Origin of the sequence: Chitinophaga sp. CCNWYY40 (assembly GCF_037483205.1) — a bacterium.
GTDB classification, from domain to species: domain Bacteria; phylum Bacteroidota; class Bacteroidia; order Chitinophagales; family Chitinophagaceae; genus Chitinophaga; species Chitinophaga ginsengisegetis.
The window spans coordinates 824,373-842,006 of record NZ_JBBHLF010000005.1 but is presented as its reverse complement, the minus strand read 5'-3'; the positions used below and the strand labels follow the sequence as shown (position 1 = coordinate 842,006).

General features: G+C 45.5%; 17 protein-coding genes. 6 read left to right on the top strand and 11 right to left on the bottom strand.

Annotated features, from left to right (window positions below; genetic code table 11):
* Positions 1-144: 144 nt before the first annotated feature.
* The 5 genes from V7S65_RS22525 to lptB form a co-directional block, all read right to left on the bottom strand.
* A complete protein-coding gene (locus V7S65_RS22525; protein ID WP_336387587.1) occupies positions 145-1,305 on the bottom strand; it encodes a FecR family protein in 1,161 nt (386 codons plus the stop codon).
* Between the two features lie 22 nt (positions 1,306-1,327).
* Complete coding sequence (locus V7S65_RS22520; protein ID WP_227024455.1) at positions 1,328-1,891, bottom strand: RNA polymerase sigma-70 factor; 564 nt, start codon at positions 1,889-1,891, stop codon at positions 1,328-1,330.
* Between the two features lie 111 nt (positions 1,892-2,002).
* On the bottom strand, positions 2,003-2,752 hold the full coding sequence (fabG, locus tag V7S65_RS22515; RefSeq protein ID WP_079471366.1) for a 3-oxoacyl-[acyl-carrier-protein] reductase: 750 nt from the start codon (positions 2,750-2,752) through the stop codon (positions 2,003-2,005).
* A gap of 17 nt (positions 2,753-2,769) precedes the next feature.
* Positions 2,770-4,302 carry a GH3 auxin-responsive promoter family protein gene (locus V7S65_RS22510; protein ID WP_079471367.1) on the bottom strand — a complete coding sequence of 511 codons (1,533 nt, stop codon included), beginning with the start codon at positions 4,300-4,302 and terminating at the stop codon, positions 2,770-2,772.
* Between the two features lie 22 nt (positions 4,303-4,324).
* Positions 4,325-5,086, bottom strand: a complete 762-nt coding sequence (gene lptB, locus V7S65_RS22505; RefSeq protein ID WP_336387588.1) for an LPS export ABC transporter ATP-binding protein — start codon at positions 5,084-5,086, stop codon at positions 4,325-4,327.
* Between the two features lie 168 nt (positions 5,087-5,254).
* On the opposite strand from lptB, the gene metF reads away from it, so the two are divergent.
* Positions 5,255-6,208 (top strand): methylenetetrahydrofolate reductase [NAD(P)H], encoded by a 954-nt coding sequence (gene metF / locus V7S65_RS22500; RefSeq protein WP_079471369.1) that lies wholly within the window; start codon positions 5,255-5,257, stop codon positions 6,206-6,208.
* A gap of 279 nt (positions 6,209-6,487) precedes the next feature.
* Here metF and V7S65_RS22495 read toward each other — a convergent pair whose 3' ends face one another.
* The 6 genes from V7S65_RS22495 to V7S65_RS22470 all read right to left on the bottom strand — a co-directional run bounded on the left by V7S65_RS22495 (position 6,488) and on the right by V7S65_RS22470 (position 11,783).
* Entirely contained in the window at positions 6,488-7,162 is a 675-nt protein-coding gene (locus V7S65_RS22495; protein WP_336387589.1) for a porin family protein, read from the bottom strand.
* A gap of 30 nt (positions 7,163-7,192) precedes the next feature.
* Complete coding sequence (locus tag V7S65_RS22490) at positions 7,193-7,867, bottom strand: porin family protein (RefSeq protein WP_336387590.1); 675 nt, start codon at positions 7,865-7,867, stop codon at positions 7,193-7,195.
* A gap of 57 nt (positions 7,868-7,924) precedes the next feature.
* On the bottom strand, positions 7,925-8,611 hold the full coding sequence (locus V7S65_RS22485; RefSeq protein ID WP_336387591.1) for an outer membrane beta-barrel protein: 687 nt from the start codon (positions 8,609-8,611) through the stop codon (positions 7,925-7,927).
* Between the two features lie 169 nt (positions 8,612-8,780).
* Positions 8,781-9,401, bottom strand: a complete 621-nt coding sequence (locus V7S65_RS22480; protein WP_079471372.1) for a porin family protein — start codon at positions 9,399-9,401, stop codon at positions 8,781-8,783.
* A 148-nt stretch (positions 9,402-9,549) separates the two neighbouring features.
* Complete coding sequence (locus V7S65_RS22475; RefSeq protein ID WP_079471373.1) at positions 9,550-10,251, bottom strand: porin family protein; 702 nt, start codon at positions 10,249-10,251, stop codon at positions 9,550-9,552.
* Positions 10,252-10,376: 125 nt separating this feature from the next.
* The gene (locus V7S65_RS22470; RefSeq protein WP_336387592.1) at positions 10,377-11,783 is read right to left on the bottom strand and encodes a redoxin domain-containing protein; all 1,407 of its coding nucleotides are present in this window, start codon (positions 11,781-11,783) and stop codon (positions 10,377-10,379) included.
* A gap of 75 nt (positions 11,784-11,858) precedes the next feature.
* Between V7S65_RS22470 and rlmD the strand changes: the two genes are divergently transcribed.
* The 5 genes from rlmD to V7S65_RS22445 all read left to right on the top strand — a co-directional run bounded on the left by rlmD (position 11,859) and on the right by V7S65_RS22445 (position 17,527).
* Positions 11,859-13,319 carry a 23S rRNA (uracil(1939)-C(5))-methyltransferase RlmD gene (gene rlmD / locus V7S65_RS22465; RefSeq protein ID WP_079471375.1) on the top strand — a complete coding sequence of 487 codons (1,461 nt, stop codon included), beginning with the start codon at positions 11,859-11,861 and terminating at the stop codon, positions 13,317-13,319.
* 5 nt (positions 13,320-13,324) lie between these two features.
* Positions 13,325-14,152 carry a rhomboid family intramembrane serine protease gene (locus V7S65_RS22460; RefSeq protein WP_079471376.1) on the top strand — a complete coding sequence of 276 codons (828 nt, stop codon included), beginning with the start codon at positions 13,325-13,327 and terminating at the stop codon, positions 14,150-14,152.
* Positions 14,153-14,199: 47 nt separating this feature from the next.
* Positions 14,200-15,135 carry a rhomboid family intramembrane serine protease gene (locus V7S65_RS22455; protein WP_079471377.1) on the top strand — a complete coding sequence of 312 codons (936 nt, stop codon included), beginning with the start codon at positions 14,200-14,202 and terminating at the stop codon, positions 15,133-15,135.
* Positions 15,136-15,258: 123 nt separating this feature from the next.
* Positions 15,259-16,356: an endonuclease/exonuclease/phosphatase family protein gene (locus V7S65_RS22450; RefSeq protein WP_336387593.1), complete on the top strand. Its 1,098-nt coding sequence runs from the start codon at positions 15,259-15,261 to the stop codon at positions 16,354-16,356.
* Positions 16,357-16,384: 28 nt separating this feature from the next.
* Complete coding sequence (locus V7S65_RS22445; protein WP_079471379.1) at positions 16,385-17,527, top strand: endonuclease/exonuclease/phosphatase family protein; 1,143 nt, start codon at positions 16,385-16,387, stop codon at positions 17,525-17,527.
* Positions 17,528-17,634: the final 107 nt, after the last annotated feature.

Below are 17,634 nucleotides of genomic sequence, written 5' to 3'. Positions count from 1 at the left end.
GCCCGTCGCAAAGGCAATTCACCATTCAGTGATTTTCGTTGATTGGGGTAAGTCGCATTACCCCAATTTTTTTAGTCCTTCATGTCGGGCATGTAAGTTGGTTTTACAGGTGATAGAATGATGGTTCTCTCTTCTCGCCGGCCATTACCGGGTCTTAAATGCTTTATTATATTTTTCTCTCAGCTCCTCATCCAGCGCCAGGGTAACTACACCTTTGTCTATGGTGTATTTCAGCGGTGCCGTGAGCTTTAGAATGTTCAGTACCTGTTCCAGCGTTTCCTGACGGAAAGTGCCACTGAAGCGGTATTCTTTCAGTTCCTGTTCTTTAAAGATCACCTTTACATTAAACCTGCGTTCCATTGTAACCGCCAGTTCGTCCATTGTTTGAGCGGCCACTATCCAGTTGCCGTCTTTCCAGGCGGTATATATTTCTGTATTGTTCACTTCCCTGCTTTCTATTGGGGCAGCTGTAGAGCTGTCGCCGCCGGATACAGGCGTTTTCGGTTGTTCACTATCGTTTGTCGACAACGGTTTTTTATACACAACATGTTGATGTGGTTTCATCATGAGTCCGAAAGGCGTAGTGGTTTTGCTGCCGTCTATCTTCACTTCTCCGTCTACCAGGGTGGTCACTACAGTTTTATCTTCCGGGTATGCTTTTACATTGAAAGATGTACCCAGCGCGAGTATGCTCAGGTCGGAGGCCCTTACTGTAAAAGGCTTTTGTGCGTTGGTATGCACTTTAAAGAAAGCCTCTCCTTCCAGTTTTACTTCGCGGCCGCGGAGGTTGTAAGACTGTGCGTATTGTAGTTTACTACCTGCGTTCAGCCATACTTCCGTACCATCAGACAATTCAATTTTGGTGGTGGCCCCTTTCGGGCTGGTTACCGTTACCAGCGCGTTACTGCTGTTGTCTTTCTTACCGGAAGCCCAGGCATATACCAGGCCGCCGCCGATTAAAAAAGGCAAGGTGTAAGAGGCGGCCACGCGGAAATAATATTTCCATTTGTTTACCGCCAATGGCGCTTCTATGGCCGTTCTATACTGCAAGCTATCCCAGGCGGCGCCGGCATCATAATTTCCTTCCCGTGCCGTTGCCTGCCACGCATCCCTGAGCTGCAGGAAATAAGACTGGTTCTCCGCCGTAGCATTGATCCAGTGCGTTAGCGCTGCTTGTTCATCCGGGGAAATATTGCCGGATAAAAAACGTGCGATCAGGTCATCTGCCTGCTCCTGTGTATAGTTAGGCCCCATCATATAGAAAACAAGTAGTAAGACAACATTTAATGCCAGATAGGGTGACAAGAGAAGAAAAAAAACTTTTTATTTACTTCAAAAGAGGGAGTAATTCATCGCGCAACCTTTGCAGCGCGCGGGTCATCTGCGTTTTCACGGTATTGATGGAAATGCCGAGGTGGCGGGAAATTTCGGGGTAACTCAGTTCTTCAAAACGGCTAAGCCGGAATACATCCTGGCATTGGGGTGGTAATTTGCGGATCGCCTTTTCTGCTATCAGCTCCAGTTCGGATTGCTCCAGTTTTTCGGCCGGTGAATGCCCGGAGGTGATGCTGAAGAGAGCTATGCGGGACTCCAGCTGCTGAAGTTGTTCGCTGCCATATTGCGCCTTCACTTTGTTTTGCTTGATGTAGTTGAGGCAATTATTCTGAACAGCGCGGTACAGGTATGCTTTTTCAGATACCTGGATGTCCAGCTCCTTATACTTTTCCCATATCTTCAAAAAAGTATCCTGCACAATTTCTTCTGCCAGTTCATGTCTGTTTACAAAATCAAAAGCGAATGTACAGAGCGCGGGATAATACTCTTTGAATAATGACTCAAAAGCGGGTAGTTGACGTTGTTTCCGGTTAATATTTTTACTTACTTCCTCCAAAGTATTCCTTCGTCCACAAGATTGTTCACTGTGGCGAAAAGATACGTAAAGTAGGTTCAATAAAAAAACGCGGGTTATAGGCCCGCGTTTTACCATCTTTAACTCGTTGAATTACATACATAAACCGCCACAGGTACTGATTGTCTGACCGGTTACATAACCGCTCATATCAGACGCCAGGAACAGGCAAACGTTGGCAATATCTTCCGGTGTACCGAAGCGGGCCAGCGGAATCTGAGCAATATAATTGGCAGCACCCTCTCCTTCTTTGAGGTAGCTGGTCATGTCTGTTTCTACAAAACCCGGTGCCACGGCATTGCAACGGATGTTACGGCTGCCCAGTTCCTGTGCAATGGACTTGGTAAAGCCTATGATACCTGCTTTGGAAGCGGCATAGCTGCTTTGGCCGGCGTTGCCCATGATACCGATTACGGAGCTCATATTAATGATGCTACCGCTTTTTGCTTTCATCATTGGGCGTATTACATGCTTGGTCATGTTATACACGCTCTTCAGGTTGACGTTCATCACATCATCCCATTGATCAGGACTCATGCGCAACAGCAGGTTATCTTTGGAGATACCGGCATTGTTCACACAAATATCAATTTTACCGAATTCTTTCAATACATCCGCCACCAGCGTTTCAGTTTCCTCATAAACGCCTGCATTGGATTTATAAGCTTTTGCTTTTACACCCAAAGCGGTCAGTTTTGCTTCCAGTGCCTGGGCTTTTTCATCGGAGCTAACGTATGTAAAAGCTACGTTTGCTCCCTGTGCTGCAAATTTCAAAGCAATTGCTTCCCCGATACCACGGCTGGCGCCTGTTACTATGGCTACTTTGTTCTCCAGTAATTTCATGTTATAGTTGATAGGTTTTAAGCATTCATATGATCTGCCGCAAATTGCAGGATTTCTTCCAGGTACTTGCGGTCGTTGTTCAACCGGGGAACTTTATGTTGTCCGCCCAGCTTGCCTTTGCTCTTCAGGAACTCGCAAAAAGTTCCTTCCGGCAGCACATGCACTACCGGCATGTGCAAGGCAATATCTTTATATCTTTTGGCCTCGTAATCTGAGTTGATGGCTTTTAAAGTACTGTCTAATACAGTGGTAAAGCGGTTCAGGTCATCCGGGGCTGCTTCAAATTCCACCAACCATTCGTGTCCGCCGTTGCCATGATCGCTGAAATAAACGGGAGCTGCGGTGTAGTCATTTACCACTGCGCCGGTAGCTTCACAGGCTTTCGCTACTGCGGTATCTGAATTCTCCACAATCACTTCTTCTCCAAAGGCATTAATAAACGACTTTGTTCTGCCACTGATTTTGATACGGTAAGGGATCAGGGAGGTAAACTGGATGGTGTCTCCTACCATATAGCGCCATAAGCCGCCATTGGTGCTGATAACCAGGGCATAGTTTTTACCCAGTTCCACTTCCTGCAGTTGCAGGGTTTGCGGATTTTCCTTGTCTAATTCCTCCATAGGCATAAACTCATAGAAGATGCCATGGTTGAGGAACAATAACAAACCTTCTTCTCCTATCACGTCCTGGGCGGCAAAGAAGCCTTCGGAAGCATTGTAAGTTTCCTGGTAATGCATTAAAGGCTTGCGGATCAGTTTTTTAAACTGTTCGCGGTAAGGAGTAAAGCTTACGCCACCATGCATATAGAGTTCCAGGTTGGGCCATACATCGGCCAGGTTGTCGGTACCGGTGAGTTCAAAAATACGTTTGATCAGCACAATGGTCCAGGTAGGCACCCCTGCAATAGAGGTTACATTTTCATGGATCACGGCGTTGGCCATGCGTTCTATCTTTTCTTCCCATTCGTCCATGAGCGCTATTTCCAGGTCCGGTGTACGGATCATATTGCCGTAAAACGGCATATTCTGGAGCATTACGGCACTGAGGTCACCGAAATAGGAGTCGCTGTTTTCAGAGAGTTTGTTCACCTGGTGGCTGCCGCCTATTACCAGTGATTTACCGGTAAATACGTCGGAGTCCGGGAAATTATTGTAGTAAAGGGAGATTACATCCCTGCCGGAGCGGTAGTGACATTCATCCAGGCTTTCCACTGTTACGGGGATAAATTTGCTCTTATCCGCAGTGGTTCCACTGGATTTTGCAAACCATTTGATGGGTGTATTCCAGAGTACATTCTGCTGTCCCTCCATCGTGCGCTGTATATAAGGCTTGATGGTATCATAGGTATGAATAGGAACGCGCTGTTTATATTCGTCTATCTTATAAATCTTTGAAAAGCCGTACTGCTTACCGAATTCGGTATACTGAGCGGCACTGATAAGGTTTTGGAATACCTGCTGCTGCACCTGAACGGGATACTGCATGAAATACGCAATACGCCCCATTCGCAATCTTGCCAGTTGTGATATTGCAGGACTTAAAATTCTCATATAGGATGCTGTAGAATTATTTTTATTGTTTAGCTGCTTCGTCCAGGTAATCTTTACGGCGAAGAATAAAATTCTGGCCAAGATACACTTTTCTTACCTGTTCATCGGCTGCCAGCTCTTCGGCGGATCCTGATTTCAGGATTTTACCTTCAAACAATAAATAAGCCCGGTCAGTAATGGACAATGTTTCCTGAACGTTGTGGTCGGTGATCAGGATACCTATATTTTTGTATTTCAGTTTGGCTACGATTCCCTGGATATCCTCCACGGCAATGGGGTCGATACCGGCAAAAGGCTCATCCAGCAGGATAAACTTCGGATCTACCGCCAGTGCGCGGGCAATTTCGGTACGACGGCGTTCGCCCCCGCTCAATACATCACCCGGGCTTTTTCTTACGTGCGTAAGCCGGAATTCAGACAAAAGGCTTTCCAGCTTCTCTTTCTGCTCCGCCCTTTTCAGGGTGGTCATTTCCAACACGGCGGCAATATTATCCTCCACGTTCAGTTTCCGGAACACGGAAGCCTCCTGTGGCAAATAACCAATACCCATCTGCGCCCGCTTGTACATGGGCAGCTTGGTAATGTTCTGGCCATCCAGGTACACATTCCCTTCGTCGGGCTTAATAAGCCCCACTACCATGTAAAAGGAGGTGGTTTTACCGGCTCCGTTAGGCCCCAGCAGCCCTACAATCTCCCCCTGGGACACTTCCACAGATACATGGTTTACCACCGTTCTGTTGCCGTAACGCTTTACCAGCTGGTCTGTATGTATTCTTAATGTCATATGATCAAACTTAGCAAAAATAAACAATTCATTCAGTTAGCCTAGTTATAGTTATCCTAAGATTAAAAATGATCTGATAATAATAAGGGGATATCTTATTTTTGCCCGCGTAATTTTAGCAGGAAGCTGGCTTTATATCCAGCCGCCTTCCTCAAAGCTTATAACTTTATGAAAGTAACTGAACATATTGCCAAGGCCAAAGACACCCTGATTTCTTTTGAAATCCTCCCTCCGCTTAAAGGAAAGAGTATTGAGTCTATCTATGACCACCTGGATCCGCTGATGGAATTCAAGCCCGCATTTATCAATGTGACCTATCACCGCAGCGAGCATATGTTCAAGAAAAAGGCGGACGGATCCTTTGAAAAGGTGGAAATCCGTAAACGCCCCGGTACTGTAGGTATTTGTGCGGCCATTATGAACCATTACAACGTAGATGCGGTACCACACCTCATTTGCGGCGGTTTTAGCCGGGAAGAAACAGAAAATGCCCTGATAGACCTCAACTTCCTGGGTATCGACAATGTACTGGTTTTACGCGGAGATGCACCCAAAAATGAAACTTTCTTTGAACCCGACCCACATGGACACAGCTATGCCATTGAATTGCTGGACCAGGTGGCACATATGAACAACGGCGTTTACCTGGAAGACGATCTGCAAAGCGGCGTAAAAACCAATTTCTGTATCGGCGTAGCCGGTTACCCCGAAAAACACTTTGAAGCGCCCAATATGCAAACAGACCTGTCGCACCTGAAACGTAAGGTGGAAAACGGGGCTGATTATATTGTTACACAAATGTTCTTCGACAACCAGAAGTTCTTCGACTTCGTAAACAAATGCCGTGAAATGGGTATTACCGTGCCTATCATCCCGGGACTGAAGCCATTAACTTCCCGGAAGCAGATGACAATGCTGCCACGTATTTTCCATGTGGATCTCCCTACAGACCTCTCTACAGAAATCCTGAAATGTAAAACAGACAAGGATGTGGAACTGGTTGGTACCGAGTGGCTCATTGCACAGTCGAAAGAACTCAAAGCCTTTGGTGTGCCGGTACTGCATTACTATACATTAGGTAAACCTAAGGTGGTACGTCAGGCGGTGGAAGCCATTATGTAGCTTATCCTAACTCCTTATAAAAGCAGAAGGGAAGGACAAAAGTCTTTCCCTTTTTTGCTGTCTTTCATATAAAAAAAATGCCATCACGTAGATACGTAGTGGCATATCCCTATAACTGTCACACTTTTAATTATAACTGTCCAATGATTGAAACCATCTTCCGATGGTATCTTTCGCTAATAAGACGCGGTAAAAAGGAATGACCCCTATCTCCTTTTAAAAAAAATAAAAAAGACTGCCGTAGGGGGCAGTCTTTCTATTGCTTGTATAGTATAGCAATCATTTTCTTGTAAAGAGATATCCAACAGATAGGCCAAAGTAACGGTGCTTTTCCTCTGTTCTGTTACTGGCGCTAACGTCTAAAAAGCCTGAAGTATAATTTATACTAAACAACAGCCCGTTTTTAAATTCATAACCAGCCAGCAGATTCACGCCCGCATCTATAGCATTGGCATGTAATTCCTCCAGGTTGGTAACATCATCCCCATCAAATTTGATCTGCCGGGATTTTTTTGCTGCTGAATTATATCCTTTATAAGTAACTTTTCCACCGATACCATAGGCTACATAAGGCCCCAGCCCGGCAAAAACTTTTCCCCGGCCAGCTTCCCCTTTATATATAAAGTTAACAGGCAGTTCCAGGTAATTATACCGGTAACTGGTGGTTGCTTCCTCGTTACTACCCATACCTGTTATAAAAGTATTAATGGTTTTGGTGCCTTTAACGCTGTATAACAGTGCCGGCTGTACTGTAAAACTCTCTGCAAGAGGAATATCAGCCAAAATCCCCGCGTGGTAGGCAGGCAGCATCCGGTCATGGAATAATGTCTCCTGGGTTTTGTCTTTCAGTTTCATGTTTCCGCCTGAAAAGCCGGCTTTTATTCCCCATCTTACCTGGGCGCATAAGGTTAACGAACTTAACAAGGCTACAATAATCAGGATGTTCTTTTTCATATAGGTTTAAGGAATGTTGTCTGTTAATTATTACCGGCGGGTGCGGGGAAACAAATACCCAAAAGAAATACGGAAGCTACGATTCAGCTCTTCCGCATTTTCCCTGGTGCTTACATTTATGAAGCCCGAAGAATAACCTGCAGTGAGTATAAATCCTTCATTAAACTCATAGCCAAGCAGGAAATTTGCTGAAACATCTACCGGGTTGGCGTGTATTTCATTAGCGTTTCCGGGAACAGTTTCATCACCATCAAACTTTACCTTCTTTGTTTCTTCTTTAGTACCTTCCCTGATATAAGTGGCTTTCCCGCCAATACCATAGGACAGGCCGGGACCAAAGCCGGCTACTACTTTACCCTGCCCCAATCTTTGCTTAAACAGAAAGTTAACCGGTAATTCCAGGTAGTTATATCTGAACTTGGCGATATAGTAATAGTTGCCGGTTGACTGCTCCGGGCGCGTTCTGTAACCAGCAACGCTGTAATACAGCGCCGGTTGTATCGAAAACCATTTCGCCAGGGGGATATCTGCTAAAATGCCTGCATGAAAAGCAGGCAACATGAACTCATTACGGTCCGGAACATCAGCAGGGTCGGTTAACTTCATACTGGCGCCGGTAAAGCCGGCCTTTAGTCCAAATCTAACTTGTGCGGTTGCCATCTGAACAACCAGCAGGGCTACAACAATCAGAATATTTTTTTTCATGTACGTTTAAGTATAAATCCGTCCCCTGTTAACAAAAACCATTCCTCATAAAAACAATTACCAGTCTTCCCGGTCAAAGAAGAAACCGAGGCTTACGCCCCAATACCTGTTTTTATAATTGTTCTCCGGTGATTGATCGATATCCACCATTCCGTAGCCATATTGGGCACTTAAGGAAAGACAGCAGTTCAGCTCCAACCCGGCTATAAAATTAAGACCTGCATCCCAGCGTTGCAGGTTCATGTTGGTACCAAAAATATTGGGAGATGCTTTAAAATCCACCCGCTTGGATCCCGATTGAACCAGTTTATTGTCGTTGTAAGCAGATACGCTGTAATCCCCGCGCATACAATAAGCTGCATAGGGACCAGCACCTACCAGCAGTTTGCCAAAGCCTACCGGCACTTTGTATACCAGGTGAACCGGCAGTTCCAGGTATTGCAGTTTCAGCTTTGTTACTCCCGATGTAAATAAATTAACAGGGTGGGATACTGCGTAATCCAGCCCTGCACCTTTTTCTACGTAACTGACGCCTGGCTGCAGGTAACCATTTTTAAACAGGGGTATGTTTGTATAGATGCCCGCCTGCCAGCTATCTGTTTTTTGAGTGCCCGGCGCATATCCATTCCCGGACGACTCCAGCCCGGTATTGATATAGCCGCCACGAATACCCAAACTTATCTGTGCATGTGAGGTAATTGTAACAAAAAAAACTGTTACAAAAAGAGGAGTAAAAATTTTCATCAGTGGTTCGGTAATAAAAGGATTAAGAATATCACAGTGACATCATTTTGGGGGAAAAGTCTTAATGCTCAGTCGGTTATTGTACGCGAAATTAAACAAAGGTTTTCATAAAAATAAAAAACCACCCGAAATTAGCGGGTGGTTAATAAAAAGTTCATGCGGAGCATAGTTATCTGCCTCCAAACTTATAGCCAACAGATACGCCGAAGGACGTATTTTTAAAGCTACGGTCATTATCTGTGTTATCTGCCGTATTTATCAGACCCAGGTCGGTATTCAGACCGAAATACAGTCCTACAGGTAATTCATAACCTACATTGATACCCAAACCGGCATCAAATCTTTTTTGTTTCAGCACGGTGGCTTCATCATCATACACATCTAAGTCGCCAAATCCGGTATCCTTGATCTTTCCGCCCAAACCATAAGCTAAATAAGGTCCTGCAGATAATACCAGCCTGCCGGTACCTACTTCTGGTTTAAACATAAAGTGAACGGGCAACTCCAGATAAGACAAAGTCGTTTTCACATCAGTATCCTTGTCTTTACCCCCTTTACCGGAATAAAGTAATCCTGTTCCGATATAGAATTCATCTGCCAGCGGAATGTCTACTGTAACCCCGGCCCTTATACCGGTAAGAATAGAACTGGTTTTCTTTCCACTGTTTAGAACAGCATTTTTTGCAGTCATGCTGGAAAACTGAGGTCCTGCAACAATACCCCATTTAGCCTGGCCAAAAGAAAGGCTGGCTACCAATAATGCGGCTGCAGATAATAATACCTTTTTCATGTGTGATGTAATTTGAATGATTAAAAAAAGCGATACCCACAGGTCAGGTATCGCTTCCCTAATTTTTTGATTGCCAACTAATGAATGAACCTGTTTTTTGCTTGCTTGCAGTTATTACAATTTAATTCCGTAATTGTTTGTTAACTGGTTATTTTCCACCAAACAAATAACCTACAGAAACACTGAATACACGGTTTTTACCCTTGTCATCTGTGCTGTTGTCCTGACCGGAATTCACTTTGGCAAAGCCAATACCATACTGGGCAGAGACCAGAAAATTGCTAAGTTCCGCACCAATCTGTACGTTACCACCCCAGTCGAAACGTTTCATTTTATTGTATGCTGTGTTTGGATCGTTATTAAACGGGGTATCATCATCCCATTTAATACTTTCTGAACCACTGCCATGTACTCCGGCAATAGTGGTTTCATACTTTTGCTTACCGGCAACACCAAATGCAAAGTAAGGACCAACACCTGCAAAGAGACTTGAACTTTCACCGATTGGCAACTTAGCCACGAAGTTCAGAGGAATCTCAATGTAGGATGGATTTACGGTGTACTTTGCATATGGATTAGTGGTGGAATTGTTCTTGTCCCCGGTTTCAAGCTTGGTACCCTTGGTTGTATAAAATACACCAGGCTGAAACGACAAAATCTTTGGAACTAACGGTAAATCTGCAATGGCTCCCACATTAAAACCGGATAATGAACGACTGTCTTTTGTATTTCCGGAGTTATCATAAGTAATGTTGGAGAGGTTCCAGCCAGCCTTAATCCCAACTCTCGCCTGAGACATCGCTGCAACTGAAATCGTTAATGCGGCGAATGATAATAACATCTTCTTCATGATCTTTGGTTTTATGGTCCGGTACCACAAAGCCAAAGACTATGCCAAAGGAATGTTAAAATCTATCAACTATTTGATTTTCAATATATATCGAGGCGCATATTCTACATTCTACACCCCTGTTTCTACAACTTAGCCGCAGCGTCTTTTGGGGTAACCCGGTCCAGAAACTCCTGTAATTGCTCCACTCCCAGTCTTTTTGCCACAATTTTTTTCTTTTCATCCAGTAAATAAACCATGGGGGTGCTGTAAACATCGTACAACCTGCGGTAATTCGTTTCACCTTGTGGATCTGAGCCGTGTATCCATCCATTCAGATGATGTTCGTGAATGAATTGCAACCATTCCTCACGGGTACCTTCCGTTTTAATGCCGATCATAGCCACTCCTTTCCTCTTCCAGCTTGCATTCCAGGCAGAATCCAAACGGGGAATCTCTGTTTTACAGTGTCCGCAGGTGGGATCCCAAAAAACAAGCACTGTGAATTTGGCGGGAGTTTTATACAGGGAAAGCGACCTGGCGGCGGTATCTTTATACTGCAGCGGAGCGGCCTGGCGGCCAATCAGGTTAGGCGCCATCGTATATGCCCTGTCTACAATTTTATTGAGTTGTTCGTCATTCAGCCAGAACGCTTCCCCGGGAACGTAATATTTTTCCACAAGGTGTACAAAAACTGCATCCATACCCATGTAAGGCGAGCTCTCGTAATTATAGGTAAGCCACCACAACACAAACTTGAAAACCTCTTTGCTTTTGCGGGTACGGGCAATCATAGCATCGCAGTCCACAATAATAGAATCGGGATGTACCGGTACAAGTTGGGTAAAATATTTCTTCAGTTTCCCTTCCAGGACAGGCGTTCTTACCAGGCGATCGCTTGCAAGATCAACCTCATCCCAGTAATGATCTTTAAAATAATGATAGGCAAATAAAGAATCTGCTCCTGTCGGTGGTGGCGGTACTACCGGTTCTTTCATGGCCAGGAAGATGGTGCTGAGAATATTGCCGGGATGTTGGGCAATAAAGCCTGTCCTGAATTCCTGGATTTTCTTTCCAAGTTCCTGTTGCAAGGGCTGTACCTTGGCAGAATCTGCGGCTGTGCGGGCCGTTTGCAGCTGTTGCTGGATACTGCGGCTCAGTGTTTCCTGCTGGAAAAGAAATTTATTGTAGGCCAGGAACCCATCGTTATCGGGGCTGCCTTTGTATACCGTTTTATTAACAAGATCGCTGGTGTCGATGGCTACGCTGAAAACCTGTTGCTTATCTATCAGGGTTTCAATATACTGCTGTTTACCGGGCAGTACCAGCAGGTAAATGCCTGGCAGCAGTTTTTCTTTGCCTTTCAGTACCACTTCTCCCGCAGGACTTACTTCTGCAGAGTCGGCCAGGTAGGTGGATCTGCCCATGTAATGAGCCAGGAAAAACTTCCCGCCGGTAAAGTTTTTCAGCTTTACAGAAATCTGGTAACCCTGCGCCTGCAGGCTGAATTGCACCAGGAGGGCCGCTATCAGTAATGAAAAAAGTTTACGCATAATATTTGAAAGCAATATGTAAATGTAAGCGGAAAAAAGTGAAAAAGGAAAGAGGTGTGCTGAGTGGTAATTCGTATGAATTACGATGCAGGATTCAGCATTTCAATTACCTTTGCAGCCGTGAGGAAAAAAAACGTTGTTTTAGAAAATGTACCGGTTACTGCTTATGCGGCAGAAGGTAAAGCCCTGGCCCGTCATGACGGGAAAGTGATATTTATTGAAGGCGGAGTAGTGCCTGGCGATGTGGTGGATGTTCGTCTTGGTAAAAACAAAAAAGACTGGGCAGAAGGGAAAGTGGTTCACTTTCACAGCTATTCGGATAAAAGAGTAACTCCTTTTTGCCAGCATTTTGGCACCTGCGGGGGATGCAAATGGCAAATGCTGCCTTATGCCCTGCAGCTGGAGTATAAACAACAACAGGTGGCCGACCACCTGCAACGCATTGGAAAGTTGGCGCTGCCCCCAATGGAACCGATCCTGGGCAGCGCTCATACCGAACATTACCGCAATAAACTGGAGTTTACCTTCAGCAACAAAGCATATCTTACTAATGAAGAGATCAGGGCCAATGACGGCGAAATACCTGTAAGACCCGCGCTGGGCTTCCATGTACCAAAGCTGTTCGATAAAGTACTGAATATAGATACCTGCTACCTGATGCAGGAGCCCGTAAACCTGATCCGCAACACCATCCGTGAATATGCAGTTTCCCACGATCTCACATTTTATGATATCCGTGCACAACAGGGATGGCTGCGTAACCTGGTGATCCGCCTTTGCACTACCGGGGAAATTATGGTAAACCTGGTGATCCATCATGAAGACAAGCCCAACAGGATTGCCCTGCTGGATCATTTGCTGAAAACGGTGCCGGCCATTACCACAGTGCTGTATACCATTAATCCGAAAGGAAACGATACCATCTTCGACCTGGAACCGAAGATTTATTTTGGTAAAGGATATGCAGAAGAAAAACTGGAGGATTTTGTTTTTAAGATAGGTCCCAAGTCATTTTTCCAGACGAATACTTACCAGGGAGAAGTATTGTACAAGGTAACAAGGGATTTTGCAGGATTAACCGGATCCGAGATCGTATATGACCTATATTGCGGTACCGGCAGCATCGGCATCTTTGTTTCGCGCAATGCCCGCAAAGTGGTGGGTATTGAGCTGATAAAGGAAGCCATAGATGATGCAAAGGAAAATGCCGCCCGTAATAATGTGGATAATGCCACCTTTTTTGCAGGCGATGTAGTGGATATTTGTAATAATGAGTTTTTTGCACAACATGGCCAGCCGGATGTGATCATTACTGATCCCCCACGGGCAGGCATGCACGAAAAACTGGTGAATAAACTGCTGGAGATCGGCGCCCCCAGGATTGTATATGTTAGTTGTAACCCCGCTACACAGGCCAGGGATCTGGCTTTGCTGGATTCGCTCTATACAGTGGAAAAGGTACAGCCGGTAGATATGTTCCCGCACACCCATCACATCGAAAATGTGGTGTTGTTGAAAAAAAGAGATAATAACTAGCAACAATGAACGAGTACAGGCCCGGAAAATTTCAGTACCTGCCGATGGTGATCAAAAATCTGATGATCATTAATGGTTTGGTTTGGTTAGTGCAGGTTACGCTGCTGAGCAAATTTGATTATGATCTGAGTCGTTTGTTTGCCCTCCACTACTGGGGCTCCGAACTATTCAAACCACATCAGTTCATTACGCATCTGTTCCTACACGATCCGAAGAACATATTGCATGTGCTCTTCAATATGTTTACCCTGTGGATGTTTGGCGCTACCCTGGAAAACCTTTGGGGCCCCAAGCGTTTCCTCATTTTTTATATAATATGCGGTTTGGGCGCAGCCCTGTGTCACATGGGCGTACTCACTTATGAAAATGTGAGCCTTAACCGGTATGCCGCGCAATTCCTGAATGATCCCAGTTTCTCCAATTTTGTGGCGCTGGATAATAAGTTCGACATCGGCAACCTGGCCAACTTCAACATGGAAAGCCTGAAAAGTGCATTGGCGGCCCGAGATCCTGCGGCCATGGAAATGGCAAGCCTTTATGTTAAAAACTACGTTAACTATTACCGGAATGGCGCCACACTGGGCGCATCCGGTGCGGTATATGGCATTCTGTTCGCATTTGGGTACCTGTTCCCCAACCGATACCTGTACTTCTTTGCGATGATCCCCATCAGGGCCAAATTTGTGGTAGGCTTCATGATCCTGGGGGAACTGTATTCCGGTATCCAGAATTCTGCGGGCGATAATGTGGCCCACTTTGCCCATCTCGGCGGCGCACTCTTTGCTTACCTGCTGCTGAGAGGATGGAGTAAAAAGAGAACAGATTTTTATTAAGACAACTGTATTATTGACGTATTTTTGTATTGAAAAATATTTGTACCATGCATGCGTTGGAAAAAGAGAAATTGCCCCGCCTCTCTTTAGGAGAAGGAAGAAATATGGTGACACACCTGATGGTCGTTAATCTTACGATTTTCGTTTTCCTGTTTTTTACGCTTGTAATATACCAGATGGAACAGGTGGGTGAACCCCGGTTTCACCAGGATATTATGACCTGGCTGAGGCTTCCGGCAGATCCATCCAAATTACTGACCCGTCCCTGGACGCTGGTCACCTCCTTATTTACACACATCAGCTTCTGGCAGATCTTCTCCAATATGGTGTGGCTGTGGTGCTTTGGCACCTTCATGCAACACCTGGCAGGCTACCAGCGGATTTTACCGTTATATCTCTTCGGAGGTCTCTGTGGTAATCTTATGTATGTGGCGGCTATGCAGCTGATCCCGTCTTTTCATGCACTCGCTGCCAATGAATATACACTGGGCGCTGCCGGCAGTATTATGGCAATAGCTGTTGGCGTTACCACTATCGCTCCGCGCTACCGCATATTCCCTTTACTGGCAGGAGGTATTTCCCTCTGGATCATCACCCTGGTTTTTGTAGCGCTTTCTGTTGGAGCATTAATGGCGTCCTCCAGCTACGGATACACCTACATCCCGGTGCTGGCAGGCGGTGCACTGGCAGGCTGGCTTTATATGTACCAGTGGAAAAAAGGCAGGGATATGGGCGCAGGCTTCAACAAACTGGCCTTTAAACTCACCCATGTATTTCACCCGGCATCACAACGCATTAACCCGGATGATTTTAAAAGAAAGAATACTTCCCAGCCGGATGCAGAACAACAACCGTACAGACGCATTGGCAAAGTGCCGGAGCAGAAACTGAACGAAATCCTTGATAAGATCAACGAAAACGGTTTGGCGTCCCTTTCTGCAGAAGAAAGAGACACGCTGTTAAGAGCAAGTAAAACAGAATAAAAGTATTACGGATTAGAAAATACTTTCACTAATAACAGGGAAGATGCAGGCACTATAAGACCGCGCGCATCTTCCCTTTTTTTTGTACTTTGAAAATATTAATTCGTAATTGCTTGTCCCCCTATGCTGAAAATCATTGTACGCCGTACCTTGCTCTGGAGTAACATTTGTTTGGTGGCGGCCCTTCTCCTCAGTACCTTTCTTCCCGGTATCAACCCGGGTAAATGCTGGCCCGCCGGCTTTTCCGGATTCTTCTTTCCCGTTCTCTTCCCGCTTTGTTTTTTATATACCTGCGTATGGGCATGGTATAAAAAACGGAAATATGTGCTGATGAATATAATGGCTATACTCTGTGCAGTGCCCGCAGCATTAACTACCTGGGGCGTTCACATCTTCCGGAAAAATATAATCAGCAAGGAAACCAACAGCAGGCAGTTTACGCTCATGACCTATAATACCAGCAGTATGGGTTTAGAGAGATATGTAACGGATAAGGACAAGGAAGCGGCGATCTACAACGCCATTGCGTCCGGCAGCCCGGACATTCTTTGTATGCAGGAGTTTTACACCAACGATACACCCGGTAAGGATCAGCATATGCAACGCATCAAATCCGCCGGGAACTACCCGTATCATTACTTCACCGGCGACAAAATCCACTGGGAAAGCTGGCATTACGGCATTGTGCTGTTTTCCCGTTATCCTGTGATCGCTGCCTCGGCAATCCCCTGCGGGGAAAGCGAAACGGGCAGCGGCAGCACTTTCCTCCGGGCAGATATTGCCATAAAAGGAGATACTATCCGGGTGTTTGCTGTTCACCTCATTTCGTATATGTTTAAAGGTGAGGATTATGAAAACATGAAAGCACCGAAAGGAACCGGCCTGGTTTATAAAATGAGGAGCACTTTCCGGGCAAGATCCACGCAGGCGCTTCAACTGGCAGCGCTGGTTGCCGAAAGCCCTTATCCCGCCATTGTTTGCGGCGATTTCAATGACACGCCCGTTTCGTTCACCTATAAAACCATCAGCCGCAATATGCAGGATGCATTCCTCAAAACCGGTGTGGGCTGGGGCCGCACACTCTCCTATTTGTCGCCTTCACTGCGGATCGACTACATCCTGGCACAGCCCCCGCTGACCGTCCACGCAAGTAAGGTTTTTCATCCCCGGCCATCAGAGCATTTCCCGGTTATGGCCTGTCTTTCGTTGAAAAAAAACTAACTTTAGTACTTCAACAAAGTATGACGCGGTGCGCTTTTTAAGACTATTTACGAAAGGATTTTTTCTGATCATCAATTTCGCCGTGGTATTACTTTTCCTGGCAGCCTGTATGGCACCATATATTTCACCGGCCTGGTTCTGGCCCATCAGTTTTATTACGCTGGCGTTCCCGTTCCTCTTGGCGCTATTAGTGGTATTCCTGATCGGGTGGCTGTTCTTTAATTATCGCTATACCCTGCTATCCCTGATCGCGCTGCTGCTTGGCTGGAAATCTATCAGCGCGTTTGTGGCCTTTAAAATGCCCGCCGGGAATAAAGTGGCCACCACTGGCAATACCCTTACCGTAATGAGCTACAATGTAAGCCAGTTTGGACTATACCGCGAAAGAGACAGTAAATACAACCGGCAGGCAATGTTTGCCATGATCAAAAAACAGGAGCTGGATATCGCCTGCTTCCAGGATTTTTATACCTCCGAAAAGAAAAACGACTTTAATAACCGCGAGGATATTTCCCGCGAAATGGAATTGCCTTACCGCTACTTTTCCAGCGATTTTAACCGCGACGGCATGCAGCACTGGGGATCTATCATCTATTCCCGTTTTCCCATTATAGCATCCGATAAAGTGAAAATGAGCGTGGGCCCCAGAAGCGAAAGCCTTATCTATGCCGATATCGTAAAAAACCGGGATACCCTGCGGATCATTAATATGCACCTGGAATCCTATCGCTTCAATGAAAAAGATTATTCCGCCATCCGGAAGATCAAAAACCAAGAAGACACCGGGCTGAAGGCCACCAAAAGCATTATCCAGAAAATGCGGGAGGCGTATATCCGCCGCAGTCAACAAGCCGATATTGTAGGCAATTTTATCCGGCAAAGTCCCTATCCTGTAATCGTTTGTGGCGACTTTAACGATACCCCGGCGTCCTACACCTACTTTACCATTAAAGGCGATCTCCAGGACGCTTTTCTGCAAAAAGGTTTCGGAATTGGCCGTACTTTTACAGGGCTTGCACCTACCTTGCGTATTGACTATGTTTTTGTCAGTAACCATTTTAAGGTAAACAGCTTCCGGAAAATTAACTCAGACCTGTCTGACCATTATCCTGTAATTACCAATCTTAGCCTGATCGGTAGCGGAAAAACAGTAGTAGAAGTAAATAAATAACTGTAACCAATTATGAAAATGTATAATATTTTTAGGGCTGACCGATGTTGTTGCCTGCTTGTACCAGGAAAACAATTTTTATCTTTGCCATCCATCAACAAAAAATA